The sequence below is a fragment of the Hymenobacter negativus genome (assembly GCF_016056375.1).
Taxonomy (GTDB): Bacteria; Bacteroidota; Bacteroidia; order Cytophagales; family Hymenobacteraceae; genus Hymenobacter; species Hymenobacter negativus_A.
On record NZ_JAEDAE010000012.1, the window covers coordinates 132,796 to 147,301 of the forward strand.

Below are 14,506 nucleotides of genomic sequence, written 5' to 3' on the forward strand. Positions count from 1 at the left end.
CGCTTTATCCACCAACTTATCCCCTATTTCCCGTATTTCTCAATAAACGTCTCCTTTTGCCGGATGTATTCCGGGTGGGCTTTGGCTTCGTCCCACTTGCGCTTGAAAATGGCGGCGGCTTCCACCTTATCCACATCGGGGTGGGTGGTGCGGGGCAACTCGGCCCGGCCGTGGGCGCCGCTCTGGCCTTTTTTGTCGTCGGGCACGGGGCCGGCGTATTTCTTGCCGCCCTTATGGTTGGCGTAGCGCCGGGCCCGGGTGAACCCCATTTGGATGAATTTGCGAGCCATGTCGGCCCCCACAAAATCGTGGGCCTTCAAATACGCCTCAAACAGGCCGTAAATCGTTTCGGATGACTCCCGGGCTGCGGCCGCGTCTTTGAAGCGCCAGTGGGGCAGAATTTCGGCCTTGTAGGGCTCCACCAGCAGCACGCCCTGCTCGCCCCGGCCCACTCGGTAGAGCTCGGGGTGCTGGCGGAAATCGACGGAATGGAAATCGAGGGTGTAATCGAACGGCATGGGGAAACCTGAATCGAATTTGATAGGTCGTTGAGCAATGTGCATAACCCATACGGATTCGCGCAAAAACCGAAAAGCCCGCTTTTCAAAAACCCGAAACCCCCGAGCTTAATTTTTTTAGCAGACGGCTCTTGAGAGCGTGAGCTGGATTTTTCTTTCCCCCTGACTTTTCCCCACTTTTAAATTTTGATTAAATTTTTTTTCTAAAAAACTTTTTTTATTTCCACTCATTAGGCCGGTTGATAAGTGGAAAAGCCCGGGAGGTTATCCACGCTGGGGATAACCTGGGGGTAATACCAGTTTTATCCACGGGATATACACCGGCATTGTGGAAAACAAAACAGTGTTTTTCAGGATGTTGAATCTATTTTCAACATGTCCACCGTGTTTCCACATTTTTATTATCCCCGCAGAATTGCCAGTGTGGGAAGGCGTTTTCCCCGGGGAAAGTTATCCACGGTTGTCCCCGCTCGGTTTGCCCTGTATGAGCAGGCTGTTGGCCAAAAAAACTTCTGCCCCACTTATCCCCGAGAGGCCAGAGTGTTTCCCCCAGGTTATCCCCGGATTTATCCTCAGCCGATAGCAGGTGTGGAAAACCCCGTGGAAAAGCAGTGGATTGTGCCCGAAAAACCGGCTCAGTGACTGGAAAACAAGGAAAGTTATCCACCAATGTGGATAGTTTGCTAGGTTTTAGCAGATTTTTCTGCTGAAGTCAAACCGCCCGGAAGAAGTTGGCCTGGCTAAGAAAGGAATGAAAAAAGCAATGCCGCACCCATGCGCGCGGGTAAAATGCCAACTTGAATAGCAACGCAGAAATGCTGTAGCTGTCTGCCCGCTGCGAATACAGACAGATTGACACACTAGGAGAAAGGGGCACTGCGGCTAGAATTTCAGCGGCTCCACGATGTCGAAGCCGGCGCGCACCTGCTGGGGCTTGGGGTCGAGGTACACCGGCTCAGGCACTAGGAATAAGTTGGGGTCGCCGCCGCGCCAGCGGCCGTCGCCGTCGGTGTCGATGAGCACGCGCAGGCGGTAGGTACCGGGGGCTAGGTCCGAGAACAGGTAGCTGCCCTTGGGCGACAGCAGGCTGGCCACCACCTGAAACTTCTCGTCGAGCAACTGTAGCTCAAAGCTCTTCTCTTTGGTGGTGATAGTGCCCGAAAGGCTGGTGGACACGTCCTGCTCGCTGATGCCGAGGCGCAGGGGCTTCAGGCGCAGGTTTTGAGCAGTAATGGCCGTAATGGCCGTGCTGTCAAGCAGAATTTCGAGGCGCTTTTTAGCTTTGGAATTGAAGCGCACGGCCAGCTCGGTGCGGTCGGCACTGAGAGTGCCATCGGCGGGCAGGCGCAGCGGGCGGCGCTTCACCGAATCCTCCACCAAGGTGCCAAACGGCCGGTCTTTGGCAATGCGAACCGGCACCGAAAACTGGAATTTCACCTGGCCCTCGGGGTACACGTTGCGGGCGCCGCCCTCCACGGTGTAGAGCGACGGGGCAGGGGCTTTTTTGGCCGCTGCCGGCACCGGAAATTTGACTTGCAGGGTGTCGTGGCCCACGTTGCCGGTGCTGTCGGTGGCGGTGAGGACGTAGCGGCCATCGCCCACTTCCGGGGTCTTAAACAGCACCACCGAGCGGCCCCGGTCGGCCAGCTGCACGGCTTCGGCCACGGCAGCCGGCGCAGCCTTGCTGTCCAGAGAAACCATCGTAGCCGTGCGCACGCCTTCGCTCAGGCTGAGGCGCAGCTGCGTGGGGCTGGGCGTGCGCGAAGTAACCAGCGGGGGGCGTTTATCGGGCTGGGTGAGCAGCAGGGGAATGTCCTTGCCGGTGCTGCCCTCAATGGTGATGGGCGTGGGCAGGTAGGCGATTTTCTCGCCTTCGTCGTAGTGGCCGTTGTTGTTCTTGTCGGCCACGGCGTAGAGTTTGTAGGTGCCGGCTTTCAGAAAATTCAGGCTGAATTTTCCGGCTTTGTCGGTGAGGACGGTGTAGTACGGGCGGCCCTTGCGCACGCCCAGCGTGTCGCCTTCGCGGTAGAGGCCAATGCTGGAGCCCTCCACGGTCTTGCCCGTGAGCACATCGGTCAGCGTGCCGCGCACCTTGCCCGAGTCGAGCGCGGCGCCGGTGCTGAAGGTGAGGTAGGCGTTTTTGGCCGGCAGGGCTTCGGTGATATCCACTACGGCTTCGCGAAAATTGAAGCTGTAGGTAGTGTTCGGGTCAAGCGGCTTATCGAAAAGCAGCGTAATGGAATTGCGGTCCTCGCGCAGCTTGTAGGGGTTGTCTTCGGGCAGCTGGGGCGTGATGAGCAGGTTTTTGCTCAGCTCCTTGGTCACGACTGCCTCTGAGAAGTTAAGCCGTACAAACTGCTGCTTCACGTTGCGGGCCGCGCTGTCGGGCGAGCTGCTGATGCGGCGCGGGGGGGTGCGGTCGCGCGGGCCGCCCAAAGGCGGGGCCACGGCGGCGCAGCTTTCAAGCAAGGCAACCAGCGCCAGCAAAGCCAGCAATTCAACGCGAACGGACATTATACAACAGCAGCGTGGTGAGCGTAAGAACAACAATGGCCGCCCCAATGCGCAGCCCCGTGCGGCGCGTCACCTCGGAGGTCGGCTCGGTGGTGCTAACGACCACGACGTGCCGGGCGGTATCGGCCACAAAGGTCGGCGGTGGCTTCTTGACGGAGTCGGGCAGGGGCGCGGGCACGGTTTGGGCACGGGCGGCGGTGGTCAGCAGGACCGCCGCCACAAGTAGCCGCCACCGTGCCGCCCGCCGCATCAGGCGCCGGTCGGAGTGCGCCGCCCGGCCACGTAGAGCAGGCTGGAATACTGGCCCTCGTGCTGCTCGGCGTAGGCGTTCGACTTGTAGCCGGCCTTGAGCACCGTCAGCAGGCCGCCGGCGCGTTCGTTGCGATGCTTCTCGCTGAGCATGCTCACGTAGTAGGCATCGAGCGGCATGGGCAGCGTCTGGCGAATGGTCAGCTTGTGCTTTTTGAGCAGCTGGGCCATGGTTTTGGGCGCGAAATGGTAGAGGTGGCGCGGCACATCGTAAGCGGCCCACAGCTCGCGGTAGTGCTGGGCGTCGAGGCTTTCCACATTGGGCACGGCGATGAGGAGCACGCCGTCGGGCTTCAGCAGCGCCACCAGCTGGGCCAGCGTCTCATTTAGCGTGTGCACGTGCTCCAAAACGTGCCAGAGCGTAATGGCATCGAACGTGCCGGGCTGAAACTGAGCCAGGCTCTCCTGCCCTATCGGCTGGCCGAGGCGCTGGCTGGCCTCCTCGCGGGCGCGAGGATTGGGCTCCAGGCCCGCCACCTGCCAGCCGGCCGACTTCGCCGCTTTCAAAAAATGGCCTGTGCCGCAGCCGTAGTCCAATAATTTGCCGCGGCGTGGGGCCAGCTTATTCAACAGGCCCACCTTGCGGCGCATGGTGAAAAACCGCGCCACTTTGTAGGCTTGATTCACAAAACCCTGCGCGGCGCTATTGTGCGATACGTAAGCGTCGGACTCGTAATACTTGCCAATTTCGGCCTCGTTCGGCCGTGGGTTGGTAAACTGGAAGCTGCACGCCGCGCACTGCACGATAGCGAAGCTTTCGTGGCTGACCGTGCGGTCTTCCACCACCAGCTTGTTCTTGAAATCAGTTTTGCCACAAACCGGGCAGCTTTCTAAACGTTCGTAGGACACGCAGGAATTATAAGTTTTAAGGGTTGAATGTTGAGTGATTCACTTGGAAGCTCCAACAGTCAACTCAACATTCAACCCTCAAAATTCAACATTATCGGCCAAGGTACACCATCAGCACCGACACATCGGCGGGCGAGATGCCGCTGATGCGCGAAGCCTGCCCAATGGTTTCGGGCTGAATCTTGAGGAGCTTTTCGCGCGCCTCGTGCGAGAGGGCAGGCATGGCTCGGTAGTCGAGCCGGCCCTGAATCACGAAGTTTTCCAGCTCCTGCATGCGCTCAGCCTGCTGCTGCTCCTTCTGCAGGTAGGTTTCGTACTTGATGTTGATGATGGCCTGTTCCAGCGCCTCAGCGTCGAAAGCGGCCAGGGTTTCATTCAGCGCGGGCAGGGCGCGGCGCAGGTCGGCCAGGTCCACGTTGGGGCGGCGCAGCAGGTTCACGGCGCGGGTTTTTTCGTGGATTTCGGCCGAGCCCAGCTCCACCAGCAGCGGGTTGATTTCGGCTGGCTCAATGGCGAATTTCTGGAACAGCGTACCAATTTCGGCGGTTTGGGCTTCTTTCATCCGCACGCGCTCCAGCCGCTCATCCGAAGCCAAGCCCAACTCATGGCCCAGTGGCGTGAGGCGCAGGTCGGCGTTGTCCTGGCGCAGCAGGATGCGGTGCTCGGCGCGGCTCGTGAACATGCGGTAAGGCTCGTCGGTGCCTTTGTTCACCAGGTCATCAATGAGCACGCCGATGTAGGCCTCGCTCCTTTTGAGCACGAATGGCGCCTTGCCATGCACTTTGTTGTGCGCGTTGATGCCGGCCATCAGGCCCTGGCAGGCCGCCTCCTCGTAGCCCGTGGTGCCATTAATCTGGCCCGCGAAATACAGGCCCGAAATCAACTTGGTTTCGAGCGTGAGCGCCAGCTGGGTCGGCGGGAAAAAGTCGTACTCGATGGCGTAGCCAGGGCGGAACATCTTGGCATTCTCAAAGCCCGCGATTTCGCGTAGGGCGCGGTACTGCACGTCCTCGGGCAGCGAACTGCTGAAGCCGTTGATGTAGCACTCCACCGTGCTCCAGCCCTCGGGCTCCACGAAAATCTGGTGGCGGTCCTTGTCGGCGAAGCGGTTGATTTTGTCCTCCACGCTGGGGCAATAGCGCGGCCCCAGGCCCTTGATGCGGCCCTGGAACATGGGCGACTTCTCGAAGCCCTCGCGCAGAATGTCGTGTACCCGCTCGTTGGTGTAGGTGATGTAACAGGGGCGCTGCTGCGTGAGGCGCGGCGTGTCGAGGTATGAGAATTTGCTGGGCACTTCGTCGCCGCCCTGCGCTTCCATTTTGGAGTAGTCGAGGCTGCGGCCGTCCACGCGGGGCGGGGTCCCGGTTTTCATGCGACCGGCTTCAAAGCCCAGCTCCACCAACTGCTCGGTGATGCCGCGGCTGCCTTTCTCGGCCGCCCGGCCACCGCCAAAGTTCTTCTCACCAATGTGGATGAGGCCGTTTAGAAAGGTGCCATTGGTAAGCACCACCGACTTGCCCCGGAATTCGATACCGAGGGCCGTTTTCACGCCCACCGCCGTGCCGTTTTCCACCACGATGCCGGTTACGGCTTCCTGCCAGAAGTCCACGTTGGCGATGCCTTCCAACGTCAGGCGCCAAGCTTCGGCGAAGCGCATCCGGTCGCTTTGGGCGCGCGGGCTCCACATGGCGGGCCCTTTCGAGCGGTTAAGCATCCGAAACTGAATCATGGTCTGGTCGGTGATGATACCCGACTGGCCCCCCAGAGCGTCGATTTCGCGCACAATCTGGCCCTTGGCCACGCCGCCCATGGCCGGGTTGCACGACATCTGGGCGATGGTGTTCATATTCATCGTCACCAGCAGCACTTTCGAGCCGAGGTTGGCGGCGGCGGCAGCGGCTTCGCAGCCCGCATGACCCGCGCCCACTACAATGACGTCGTATTCGGAGGTTTGAAACATAATCGTAGGAACACGCCAGGGTGCGCGGGAGGGGCCGCGCTGGCAAAACGGATAATAATAAATCGATTAACGACGAACGCGCCGCAGTGCGTTCCTGCAAAATTACGCAATTCGGCCCCGGCCGCCAGTTTCACGTGAAACCGCTTGGCGCTTTCAGAATTTGGGGCTAATTGTTGCCCTGCAAATCCTCCGGCAGCCACTCGGCAAAAAGTTCGGCCGAATTAGCCTTCACCGCCTCCCACGAAAACGGCAGCCACTGCCCGCTGATGCTGTCGAACACCTCCGTGGCGGTGGCGCAGGCAAATAGCTTATAGTCGAATTTGGGGTAGTCGTTGACTAAGTAGCCGGGGTAATAATAGTCGAGGCGCAGCCGGCGGGCGTAGTCGGTTTTCAGCAGCAGCAGATACTTGCCGAGGCTGTGGCGGTGGTAGGTGGGGTCGTAAAAATTGAGGATGCCGGCCAAGGTGCGCTCGCCATAATCGAGGATGCCCGCGGCAATGAGGCGGCCTTCGTCGCGCAGCTCGATTATCTGGGTGTTGAAGACGTTGTGAGTGGCCTCGCCCAGCAGCACGGCCGCAATGGTTGGAGCGGCATCGAAGGTGATGGCGGCGCGGTAGCGAGCATACAGCTCCTCATACTCGTCAGTGAGGCGGAAAGACCGAATGGTGGCCTTAAAACGGGCGTTGCGGCGCAGCAAACGGTGCTGCTCGGGCCCCCAATCCACGCCAGGCAGGGCGATGCGCAGCCAGTGAGCGGTGTAGAGGCGGCCATCGAAGGGCACGAATTGGCAGGTGAACAGGTCCTGCTGCATCCGGTAGTAGCCCTGGGCGAGGTAAAAATCCAGGGCATCGCCCCTAATGATGGGGAACTCGGCAGAAGAAGAGGCGGCCATATTGCGGGGCTGGCAACGGTGGCACGGCTGCTGAGGCCGGCCCGATTCTGAAATGCCAACGCCCGCATGAAGCGGGCGCTGGATAATTTTTACGAAAGAAAAATGCCGGCTTAGAATTCGCGCAGCGCCAGGCAGTAATCCTCCTTGGCGCGCATGGCCGTCTGGCTCAGCAGGTCCTTGTCGTGGTAGCCCAGCAGGTGCAGCACGCCGTGAATCATGACGCGGTGCAACTCGTCGCGGAACGGGATGCCAAGGTCTTGGGCATTGTCACGCACGCGCTCTACGCTGATGAAAATGTCGCCTTCGAGAATGTCGGCGTCGTCGGAGTTATCGAAGGTGATGACGTCCGTCAGCGTGTCGTGGTCGAGGTACTCGACGTTGAGCCGGTGCAGGTAGTCATCGGAGCAAAAAATGTAGGTGAGCTGCACAATGCGGTGCTCGTGGACTTTGGCCACACGCTCAATCCAGCCCAGCAGCCCTTCGGCGTCGGAAAGCTCAAAGTCGGGCGCATCTTCCACCATGAACTCGATGCCGGGGGCTTCGTGGTGCAGCTCGCCGGGCGGAAAATTTTCGTGGTGGGGCGGGCCCAGCGGCGGGGTACTGTTCATGCGGAATCCGGCAGCTTTAAGCGGCGAGGTGGTCGGCGGTAGTGGCTTCACCAGCGGGCGTAGGGGCCAGCTGGAAGGTCAGGAGCAAGCAGCGGCCGTCTTTGCTGAACTCGACCTCATCGGCCAGGTGGCGGATGAGGAAAATGCCGCGACCACCCGGATTCTCCAGGTTTTCGGGAGCCGTGGGGTCGTCCAGGTTGTCGTAGTTGAAGCCGGTGCCCTCGTCCTCAATCTCAAACTTGAGCTGCTGGGGCTCCACATACAGCGACAGGTAGACATTTTTGTCTTTGTCGAACTTGTTGCCGTGGCGAATGGCGTTGTTCACCGCTTCGGTCACGGCCACCATGATGTTGCCGTAGATATCGTCCTCAATCTGAAAGGTATCCTTCGAATTGTCGATGAAGCTCTCAACGACGCGGATATTCTCAACGAGCGACGGAATCTGAATTTTTACCTGCTTCATAAGGCGGTTTGATGGGAAGGACGGCAGCGAGTTTGGGGCGGCAAAAATAGTCTTTTAACGGCAAAGCGCCGCAACTATTTCTGCTATCCTCAAATGCTTGGTTCTAACAGTACACTAATTGGTTAACGAAACGGCGGCCCACTTGGATGGGAAGCCGTTCGGATTATTTGATTTTCTGAAAGTACTCGCCCACCTCGCGCTGGTAGTACGGGGTCAGGTTCGGGGGAGTACTACGTAATAGTTCGGTCTGGCGTTCCTTGGTGGCCTTGTATTTGTCGAAGGCCGGAGGAAAGACCGGGGGTTTATACTGAGCCGATTGGGCCTCGCGCTTGGTGTCTTGGTCGCGCTCGCGGGCCGATTTTTCCACTTCCAGCAAACGGGTGAGGATTTGCTGCTGGCGCATCATCGTTTCTTCGGTCAGGCGCTTGTTCACGAGGTCGGTTTCGGTTTGCTCCATCATTTTTTTGATGTCGCCGGTGCCGCCCGCGCCCTGGTCACCTTTGCCGTCCTTGCCGTTCTGGCCGCCCTCTTTGCCGTCTTTTCCGTCCTTGCTCTGCCCCTGGCCGGGCTGCCCGCCGCCTTGGCCCTGCGAATTGCCGGGCTTGCCGCCCTGCTGCAGCTTGTCGAGCTGCTGCATGGCTTGGCGCAGCATCTGCTGCTGGCCGGCCAGTTTGGCCAACTCCTGCGACATTTCACGGCCCGACTTGCCCGACTTCGACAGCTGCTGAATCTGCTCGTTGAGCTGCTGCTGCATCTTGCCCATGTTGCCGGGGCCGGGCTTGCTGCCCTGGCCCTGCCCTTTGCCCTTGCCTTTTTTCTTGCCGGGCTTGCCCTGGCCGTCCTTGGGCTGGCCTTTGCCCGACTGCGCTTCCTGCTGCATCTGGTCCAGGGAGCTCTGCAGCATCAGGGCCAGATTGTTCATGCTGGTCATGGCCTGCTGCTCGGTGGCGGTGGCCCGGCCCAAGTCGCGCTGCTGAATGTGGGTAAGCGACTCGTCCATGCGGCCGTTCATCTCGCCCACCTCGCGGGTCACGAAGCTCTGAATCTTGGGCTCCTTCTTGGCCAGGGCATACAGGGAATCCTGAATGATTTTGGCGTCGTCGCGCAGCTTGCGCTGCGTCTGGCCCAGCTGCACGAAACGAGGGTCAGACTGGTCCACTTTGCGGAAATCCTTCATCAGCTGCTCCTGGTCGAAACTCAAGGTCAAGAGGTTGTCCAGGATGTCGCGCAGGTCGTCGATGTTCTGCTGGGCCTGGTCGCTCTCCTCCTCGCTCATCTGGTCGCGCATTTTCTGCGCCATTTTCTTCATGCGGCTGGCGGCGCTTTTCTGCTGGCCGGCGGCTTTTTTATTCTGGTTTTTGCTCAGACTCTGCTGGCTTTCCTGCATGTCCTGGTCGGTCTGCTCCTGGTCGGGCTTCTGCTCGTCCATACCGTTCTGGTTGTCGAGCTCCTTGTCCATCTGCTTCAATTCCTGCAGCTCTTTTTTCAGGTCTTCGAACTCCTTTTGGTTCTGGGCCTGCTCCTGCTTCAGCTGCTCCTGCTTGGCTTTCTGCTCCTGGTTTGACAGCTTGTTATCGGGGTTTTCCTTGTCGTTCTGGGCAGTTTTTTCGGCCAGTTTATCTTCCTGCTTGGCCAGCTCATCCAGCTTGTTGGCGGTTTCCTCGGCCTTCTGCTCCAGCTGCATCTGCTTGAACATTTCGAGGGCACGGTCAAGCTCCTTTTGCAGGGTGTCTTCCTTGTTTTCGAGCTGCTGCAGCAGCTTCTGCATTTCGGCGTCGGGCTGCTTCTGCTCTTCCAGTAGCTTGCGCAGCTTCTCGTAGAGCTTCTTGGTCTCGGGGTCAAGCAGGTCGTTCATCAGCTTTTTCAGCTCCTCGGCCTTCTTAGCCAGCTCCTCGCTTTTGGGGCTGAGCTGGTCCTGTTTCTGCTGCAGTTGCTCAAACATCTTCTGCATCTGCTCCATCTGCTGGTTCAGCTGGTTTTTCTCGTCCAGCATATTTTCCAGCTGCTTGCGGTCCTGAAAGCTCAGGTCGCGCTTGGTTTTCAGCTTGTCCTGCGACTTCGCCAGCTCACGCTCCAGCTTCTCGCTCTGCTTGGCAGCCTGGCTCATCTGGCTGGCCACCGACTGCGCCTGGGCATTCATTTCCTGTCGCAGCTCGCGGCGGCTGGGCAGGCGGAACTCGGCCGGCCGCGTGCGGGTGGCCTTGGGGCCGTGCACACCGTCGTTGTCCCAGGCCTCTACGAAGTATTCGAGGCGGTCGCCGGGCTGCATGTTCAGCGCGCCCAGGTTCCAGGTATAGGCGTAGGTGCCGGCGCTTTCGCGGGGCAGGCCCAGCGGCGTAGCGCCCACACGGCTCGGGGTCGAGTTCGGTCCCTGGCCAGCGCGGCGCAGGGCGTAGTGCAGCGCCAGACGGGTCAGGCCGTAATCGTCGCGCACGGTGCCGCCCAACGCCAGGAAACGGCGTGTTACGGTATCCGAAAAAGCCTCCAACGTCAACGTGGGGGGCAAGTCGGGCACGGCCGTGAGTTGGTAGGAAATGGGGTCGCGGTTGAGGCTGGCCGGGTTTTTCAGACGTAGCAAATAAGGCTGCGAGCGCATGATGCGCCGCTCCGCCACGAAGGTGCCATCGTCGCTGGTAGCGGCCAACGTTTCGTCGGGATTCTGAAACACCAGCGCCATCTCATCGGTGGCGGCGGTGGCAAATTCCCAGCGCACCGTGCTGCCTTCGGGAACCGTCAGGTTGCCGCCATTTTCGATGGTTTCGGCCGGCTTACCGGTATAGGGCGGGTAGGTGATATTGACTTTAAAATCGCGCAGGTTGGGCCGTTCCAATACCGTAAGCTGGTATTCGGGCGAAGCAAATCCCGCTCCTTTCAACTGAAATATCACGTCGCCCTGCGGCTGTTCGAAGGTGTAGCGGAACTGGTCGCCGTGCCCGGCCACCTTGCTCAGCCGCCGTTCGCCCCCATCCATCGCAATGCTGACATCGGCCGGCAGCGCTGCGCCCGCTACGCCCACGTCCAGCGTGAAATCCTCGCCCTTAAAGGCCGTTAACCTAGCGTTTTTAATCAAAAACCGAAACGGCGCGGGCGGCGAATACGCCCGCTTGTAGTGCCAGATGCGCTCGGTGCCCTGCACCAGAAAGCTGGGGTAAAAGGCCAGCAGCGCCAGCAGCACTGCCGCCGGAATCGCTGCGTACTTCCACAGCGGCTTGCTTTGCTGCTGAATGTTGATGCCCTCGGCAAACGAGTATTGGCCAAACTGCGCGGCCCGCTGCTCCAGGCTGGCCGCAATCAGGGCATTGTCGCGGGCCTGGCCCTGCAGCTGCAGCGCATTCAGCAGGCGGTCCTGCACTTCTGGAAAAATCTCGCCTACGCGGCGGGCAGCCTGCTCGTCGCTCAGCAGCCGGCGCAGGTTGGTAAGGGCCGCCAGCGGCGTCCAAATCCAGCGCACAAAGCTGTAAATGGTGAGGCCAATAAAGCCAAACAACAGCCCAGCCCGCACCACAGTAGGTAGGTATAGGAAGTATTCGAGCCCGTTGAAAGCCACGAAAAACGTGAGCAGCAGCCCACCGGCCACCAGCAATCCACGCACCAACAGGTTCAGGTAAAACTTGCGCTTGAAAGCCTCCAGCTCCATTCGCACCCGCGCCAGCGCGGGATACTCGGCCGCCGCCTCACCTTGCTTTATCAACACCGCCATAAATCAGGTCTTAGTCGGGAAAGATACATCAGGAGCAGGCCGCTTGGTTCGATTTTAGGGTAGGAGGGTGTGAGGGTATGGGGGCAGGAGTTGGTTGGTTCAGGCAACTCCTGCCCTCCCACCCCCATACTCTCCTACCCCAGAGAAACCCAGGCCGGGCAGTGGTCCGAATGCACCACATCCGGCAACAGACCCGCGCCGTCCAGCCGCGGTTGCAGGGCGGCATCGGCCAACCAGTGGTCGAGGCGCCAGCCCACGTTGCGGCCGCGCGAACCGGCCCGATAGCTCCACCACGAGTAATGCCCCGTGGCTTCGCCATGATGATGCCGGAAGGTATCTACCAGCCCATCGCCCAGAAAATCCGCAAACCACTGCCGCTCCTCGGGCGTGTAGCCGGGGCTGTTCTGATTGGCCTTGGGGTTGTGCAGGTCGATGGCCGTCTGGCAGCAGTTAAAGTCGCCGCCGATGAGCAGCGGCGGGGTTTTACCATCGGCCCGCAGTTTGGCAATGTATTGGCGAAAAAAGTGCAGCCACTCAATCTTAAAGGCCTGCCGTTCTGGCCCACTCGTGCCCGAGGGCATGTAGGTGTTCAGTACCGCTACATCCTCAAAATCGAGTCGTAGCACGCGGCCTTCGTCGTCGTAGCAGTTTTGGCCGCAGCCGTGAACCACCGCTTTCGGCTCAATTTTCGAGAAGATGGCCACGCCGCTGTAGCCCGGCTTCTGAGCCGGGTGCATATACACGCGGTAGCCCAGCTTTTCGAAACCCGACACATCCATCGGCTCGCGGCTGGCTTTAATTTCCTGGAGGCAGAGCACGTCAGGCGCGGCCTCGGCCACCCAATCAAGCAGGCCCTTGCTCAGGGCCGAGCGCAGGCCGTTCACGTTATAAGAAAAGATTTTCATAAGGTAGGAACGCGCAATGGCGCGTTCTATGCTTGGCCGAGCGCAGGCCGTCAATGTTTACGAAACGATGTTCAAGCGGCAGGAACGCACCATGGCGCATTCCTACAACTCGTCGCCGGGGTCCAGCGCGAAATACTCCAGCACGTGCCATTTCAGCATGCGCTCTTGCTCTTTCAGGTTGGCAAATGGCACGGGGCGCAGCAGCTTGTAGTGCGGCCAGCCGTCGGCGTCTACATGCGTCTTCTCGTAGTGCCCGCTGAGGCTGAAAAGGCGGCAGGTGGCAATGTGCATCAGGTCCTGTTTTTCCTCCTTGGTGAAGGTGCTGAGGCCTTGATTCAGCTCCTGAATACCGATGAGTAGCAACAGTGCATTCAAATCGGGGCGCTTGCCAAAACGGGCTTCCATCTCCACCATCAGGGTTTCCCAGCGGGCGTCGAAGTCGGCTTCATCCTCGTCGGGGTGGCCGATGGGGCCGTGGTTCAGGTCGTCGCTCATGCGTGGGGTTGGCCGTCGTGCTCGGCCTTGTGGGCGGCCAGGGCAGCGCCATCGTGGGCACCCGCGCCAGCTTCCGATTTTAGAATTTCCCAGTACTCCACCGCGCGGCGGAAATGCGGAATCACAATGCTGCCGCCGATGATGTTGGCAATAGCAAACACCTCGTAAATCTCCTCATCGGTGAGCTTTTCCTCGAAGCATTTGCCCACGTGGTACTTGATGCAGTCGTCGCAGCGCAGCACCATAGAACAGGCCAGGCCCAGCATTTCCTTGGTTTTCACGTCGAGCGCGCCGGCCGCGTAAGTATTAGTATCGAGGTTGAAAAACCGCTTAATGACCTTGTTGTCGGCTGCCATAATGGTGGCGTTCATCCGCTGGCGGTACTCGTTAAATTCGGTTACTTGGGACATATTAAAGGGAGGTTGATAGGATGGTAGCCCGGCATGCAGAGCGTAGCATCTTTATAGAGGTACTAACTCAGGTCATAACAACGAAGCGGTAAAGATGCTTCGCAACGCTCTGCATGGCGGGCTAATTCCAGCTACATTGCTTCTCCAAAATTACTCCCAAACCCTTCCCCACTCTACCGCCATGCTCCGTACCCTGTGGGCCGATTTCATCGGCCTCATCTACCCTCGCCTGTGCCTGGCCTGCCGCGAGCCACTTGTGACCGGCGAGACGCATCTCTGCACCGGCTGCCGGGCCGAGCTGCCCTACACCGACTTCCACCTGCTGCCGCCCGACCAGAACCCGCTCGGCCGCCGCTTCTGGGGCAAGCTGCCCATCCGCCATGCCCTGAGCTACCTGCGCTTTGTGCGCCACGGCCGGGTGCAGCACCTGCTGCACGAGCTCAAGTACCAGGGCCAGCGCGACGTAGGCACCGCCCTCGGCCAGCTCTACGGGGCCGAGCTGCACGCCGCCGGCCTGGCCACCGATTTCGACCTCATCATTCCCGTGCCGCTGCACCCGCGCAAGCTGGCCAAGCGCGGCTACAACCAGGCCGCCGCCTTTGCCACCGGCCTGGCCGAGGGCCTAAAAATCCCGGCTGCCAACACCGCCCTGCGCCGCACCACTAATACCAAAACCCAAACCAAAAAGAACCGCGCCCAGCGCTGGGAAAACGTGGCTACGGTCTTTGAAATCGAAGACCCCGCTTCGGTTATCGGGCGCCGCATCCTCATAGTCGACGACGTGCTCACCACCGGCGCTACCCTCGAAGCCTGCGGCGCGGTGCTGCTGGCGGCTGGCGCGGCCGAGGTCAGCATCGCCGCCATTGCATGTGCGGACAGGTAA

General features: G+C 60.0%; 13 protein-coding genes. 1 reads left to right on the forward strand and 12 read right to left on the reverse strand.

The window, feature by feature from the left end:
- Positions 1–23: 23 nt before the first annotated feature.
- From I7X13_RS19870 to I7X13_RS19925, 12 genes are all read right to left on the reverse strand, one after another.
- The gene (locus tag I7X13_RS19870) at positions 24–518 is read right to left on the reverse strand and encodes a DUF4385 domain-containing protein (RefSeq protein WP_198076807.1); all 495 of its coding nucleotides are present in this window, start codon (positions 516–518) and stop codon (positions 24–26) included.
- Positions 519–1,400: 882 nt separating this feature from the next.
- Positions 1,401–3,032 (reverse strand): Ig-like domain-containing protein, encoded by a 1,632-nt coding sequence (locus tag I7X13_RS19875; protein WP_198076808.1) that lies wholly within the window; start codon positions 3,030–3,032, stop codon positions 1,401–1,403.
- Complete coding sequence (locus tag I7X13_RS19880; protein ID WP_198076809.1) at positions 3,016–3,252, reverse strand: hypothetical protein; 237 nt, start codon at positions 3,250–3,252, stop codon at positions 3,016–3,018. The genes I7X13_RS19875 and I7X13_RS19880 overlap by 17 nt, the downstream gene beginning before the upstream one ends.
- Before the next feature lie 29 nt (positions 3,253–3,281).
- A complete protein-coding gene (locus I7X13_RS19885; protein WP_198076810.1) occupies positions 3,282–4,190 on the reverse strand; it encodes a class I SAM-dependent methyltransferase in 909 nt (302 codons plus the stop codon).
- Between the two features lie 91 nt (positions 4,191–4,281).
- A complete protein-coding gene (gene mnmG, locus I7X13_RS19890; RefSeq protein WP_198076811.1) occupies positions 4,282–6,150 on the reverse strand; it encodes a tRNA uridine-5-carboxymethylaminomethyl(34) synthesis enzyme MnmG in 1,869 nt (622 codons plus the stop codon).
- Positions 6,151–6,316: 166 nt separating this feature from the next.
- Positions 6,317–7,042, reverse strand: coding sequence for a GNAT family N-acetyltransferase (locus I7X13_RS19895; protein WP_213019115.1), 726 nt, complete (start codon positions 7,040–7,042; stop codon positions 6,317–6,319).
- Positions 7,043–7,152: 110 nt separating this feature from the next.
- The gene (ybeY, locus tag I7X13_RS19900) at positions 7,153–7,650 is read right to left on the reverse strand and encodes an rRNA maturation RNase YbeY (protein WP_198069559.1); all 498 of its coding nucleotides are present in this window, start codon (positions 7,648–7,650) and stop codon (positions 7,153–7,155) included.
- Between the two features lie 16 nt (positions 7,651–7,666).
- Positions 7,667–8,113, reverse strand: a complete 447-nt coding sequence (locus I7X13_RS19905) for an ATP-binding protein (protein ID WP_198069558.1) — start codon at positions 8,111–8,113, stop codon at positions 7,667–7,669.
- A gap of 163 nt (positions 8,114–8,276) precedes the next feature.
- Positions 8,277–11,813, reverse strand: a complete 3,537-nt coding sequence (locus I7X13_RS19910) for a DUF4175 family protein (RefSeq protein ID WP_198076812.1) — start codon at positions 11,811–11,813, stop codon at positions 8,277–8,279.
- 134 nt (positions 11,814–11,947) lie between these two features.
- Positions 11,948–12,718, reverse strand: a complete 771-nt coding sequence (locus I7X13_RS19915; protein ID WP_198076813.1) for an exodeoxyribonuclease III — start codon at positions 12,716–12,718, stop codon at positions 11,948–11,950.
- 102 nt (positions 12,719–12,820) lie between these two features.
- Positions 12,821–13,213, reverse strand: a complete 393-nt coding sequence (locus tag I7X13_RS19920) for a hypothetical protein (protein WP_198069555.1) — start codon at positions 13,211–13,213, stop codon at positions 12,821–12,823.
- A complete protein-coding gene (locus I7X13_RS19925; RefSeq protein WP_198069554.1) occupies positions 13,210–13,623 on the reverse strand; it encodes a carboxymuconolactone decarboxylase family protein in 414 nt (137 codons plus the stop codon). Before I7X13_RS19925 ends, I7X13_RS19920 begins: the two co-directional genes overlap by 4 nt.
- 181 nt (positions 13,624–13,804) lie before the next feature.
- On the opposite strand from I7X13_RS19925, the gene I7X13_RS19930 reads away from it, so the two are divergent.
- Positions 13,805–14,506 (forward strand): ComF family protein, encoded by a 702-nt coding sequence (locus I7X13_RS19930; RefSeq protein WP_198076814.1) that lies wholly within the window; start codon positions 13,805–13,807, stop codon positions 14,504–14,506.

Coding starts and splice junctions, on each gene's coding strand:
- I7X13_RS19875 (WP_198076808.1), bottom strand. CDS start 3,032: ATGTCCGTTCGCGTTGAATTGCTGGCTTTGCTGGCGCTGGTTGCCTTG.
- I7X13_RS19930 (WP_198076814.1), top strand. CDS start 13,805: ATGCTCCGTACCCTGTGGGCCGATTTCATCGGCCTCATCTACCCTCGC.
- I7X13_RS19910 (WP_198076812.1), bottom strand. CDS start 11,813: ATGGCGGTGTTGATAAAGCAAGGTGAGGCGGCGGCCGAGTATCCCGCG.
- I7X13_RS19895 (WP_213019115.1), bottom strand. CDS start 7,042: ATGGCCGCCTCTTCTTCTGCCGAGTTCCCCATCATTAGGGGCGATGCC.
- I7X13_RS19915 (WP_198076813.1), bottom strand. CDS start 12,718: ATGAAAATCTTTTCTTATAACGTGAACGGCCTGCGCTCGGCCCTGAGC.
- ybeY (WP_198069559.1), bottom strand. CDS start 7,650: ATGAACAGTACCCCGCCGCTGGGCCCGCCCCACCACGAAAATTTTCCG.
- I7X13_RS19925 (WP_198069554.1), bottom strand. CDS start 13,623: ATGTCCCAAGTAACCGAATTTAACGAGTACCGCCAGCGGATGAACGCC.
- I7X13_RS19870 (WP_198076807.1), bottom strand. CDS start 518: ATGCCGTTCGATTACACCCTCGATTTCCATTCCGTCGATTTCCGCCAG.
- I7X13_RS19920 (WP_198069555.1), bottom strand. CDS start 13,213: ATGAGCGACGACCTGAACCACGGCCCCATCGGCCACCCCGACGAGGAT.
- I7X13_RS19905 (WP_198069558.1), bottom strand. CDS start 8,113: ATGAAGCAGGTAAAAATTCAGATTCCGTCGCTCGTTGAGAATATCCGC.
- mnmG (WP_198076811.1), bottom strand. CDS start 6,150: ATGTTTCAAACCTCCGAATACGACGTCATTGTAGTGGGCGCGGGTCAT.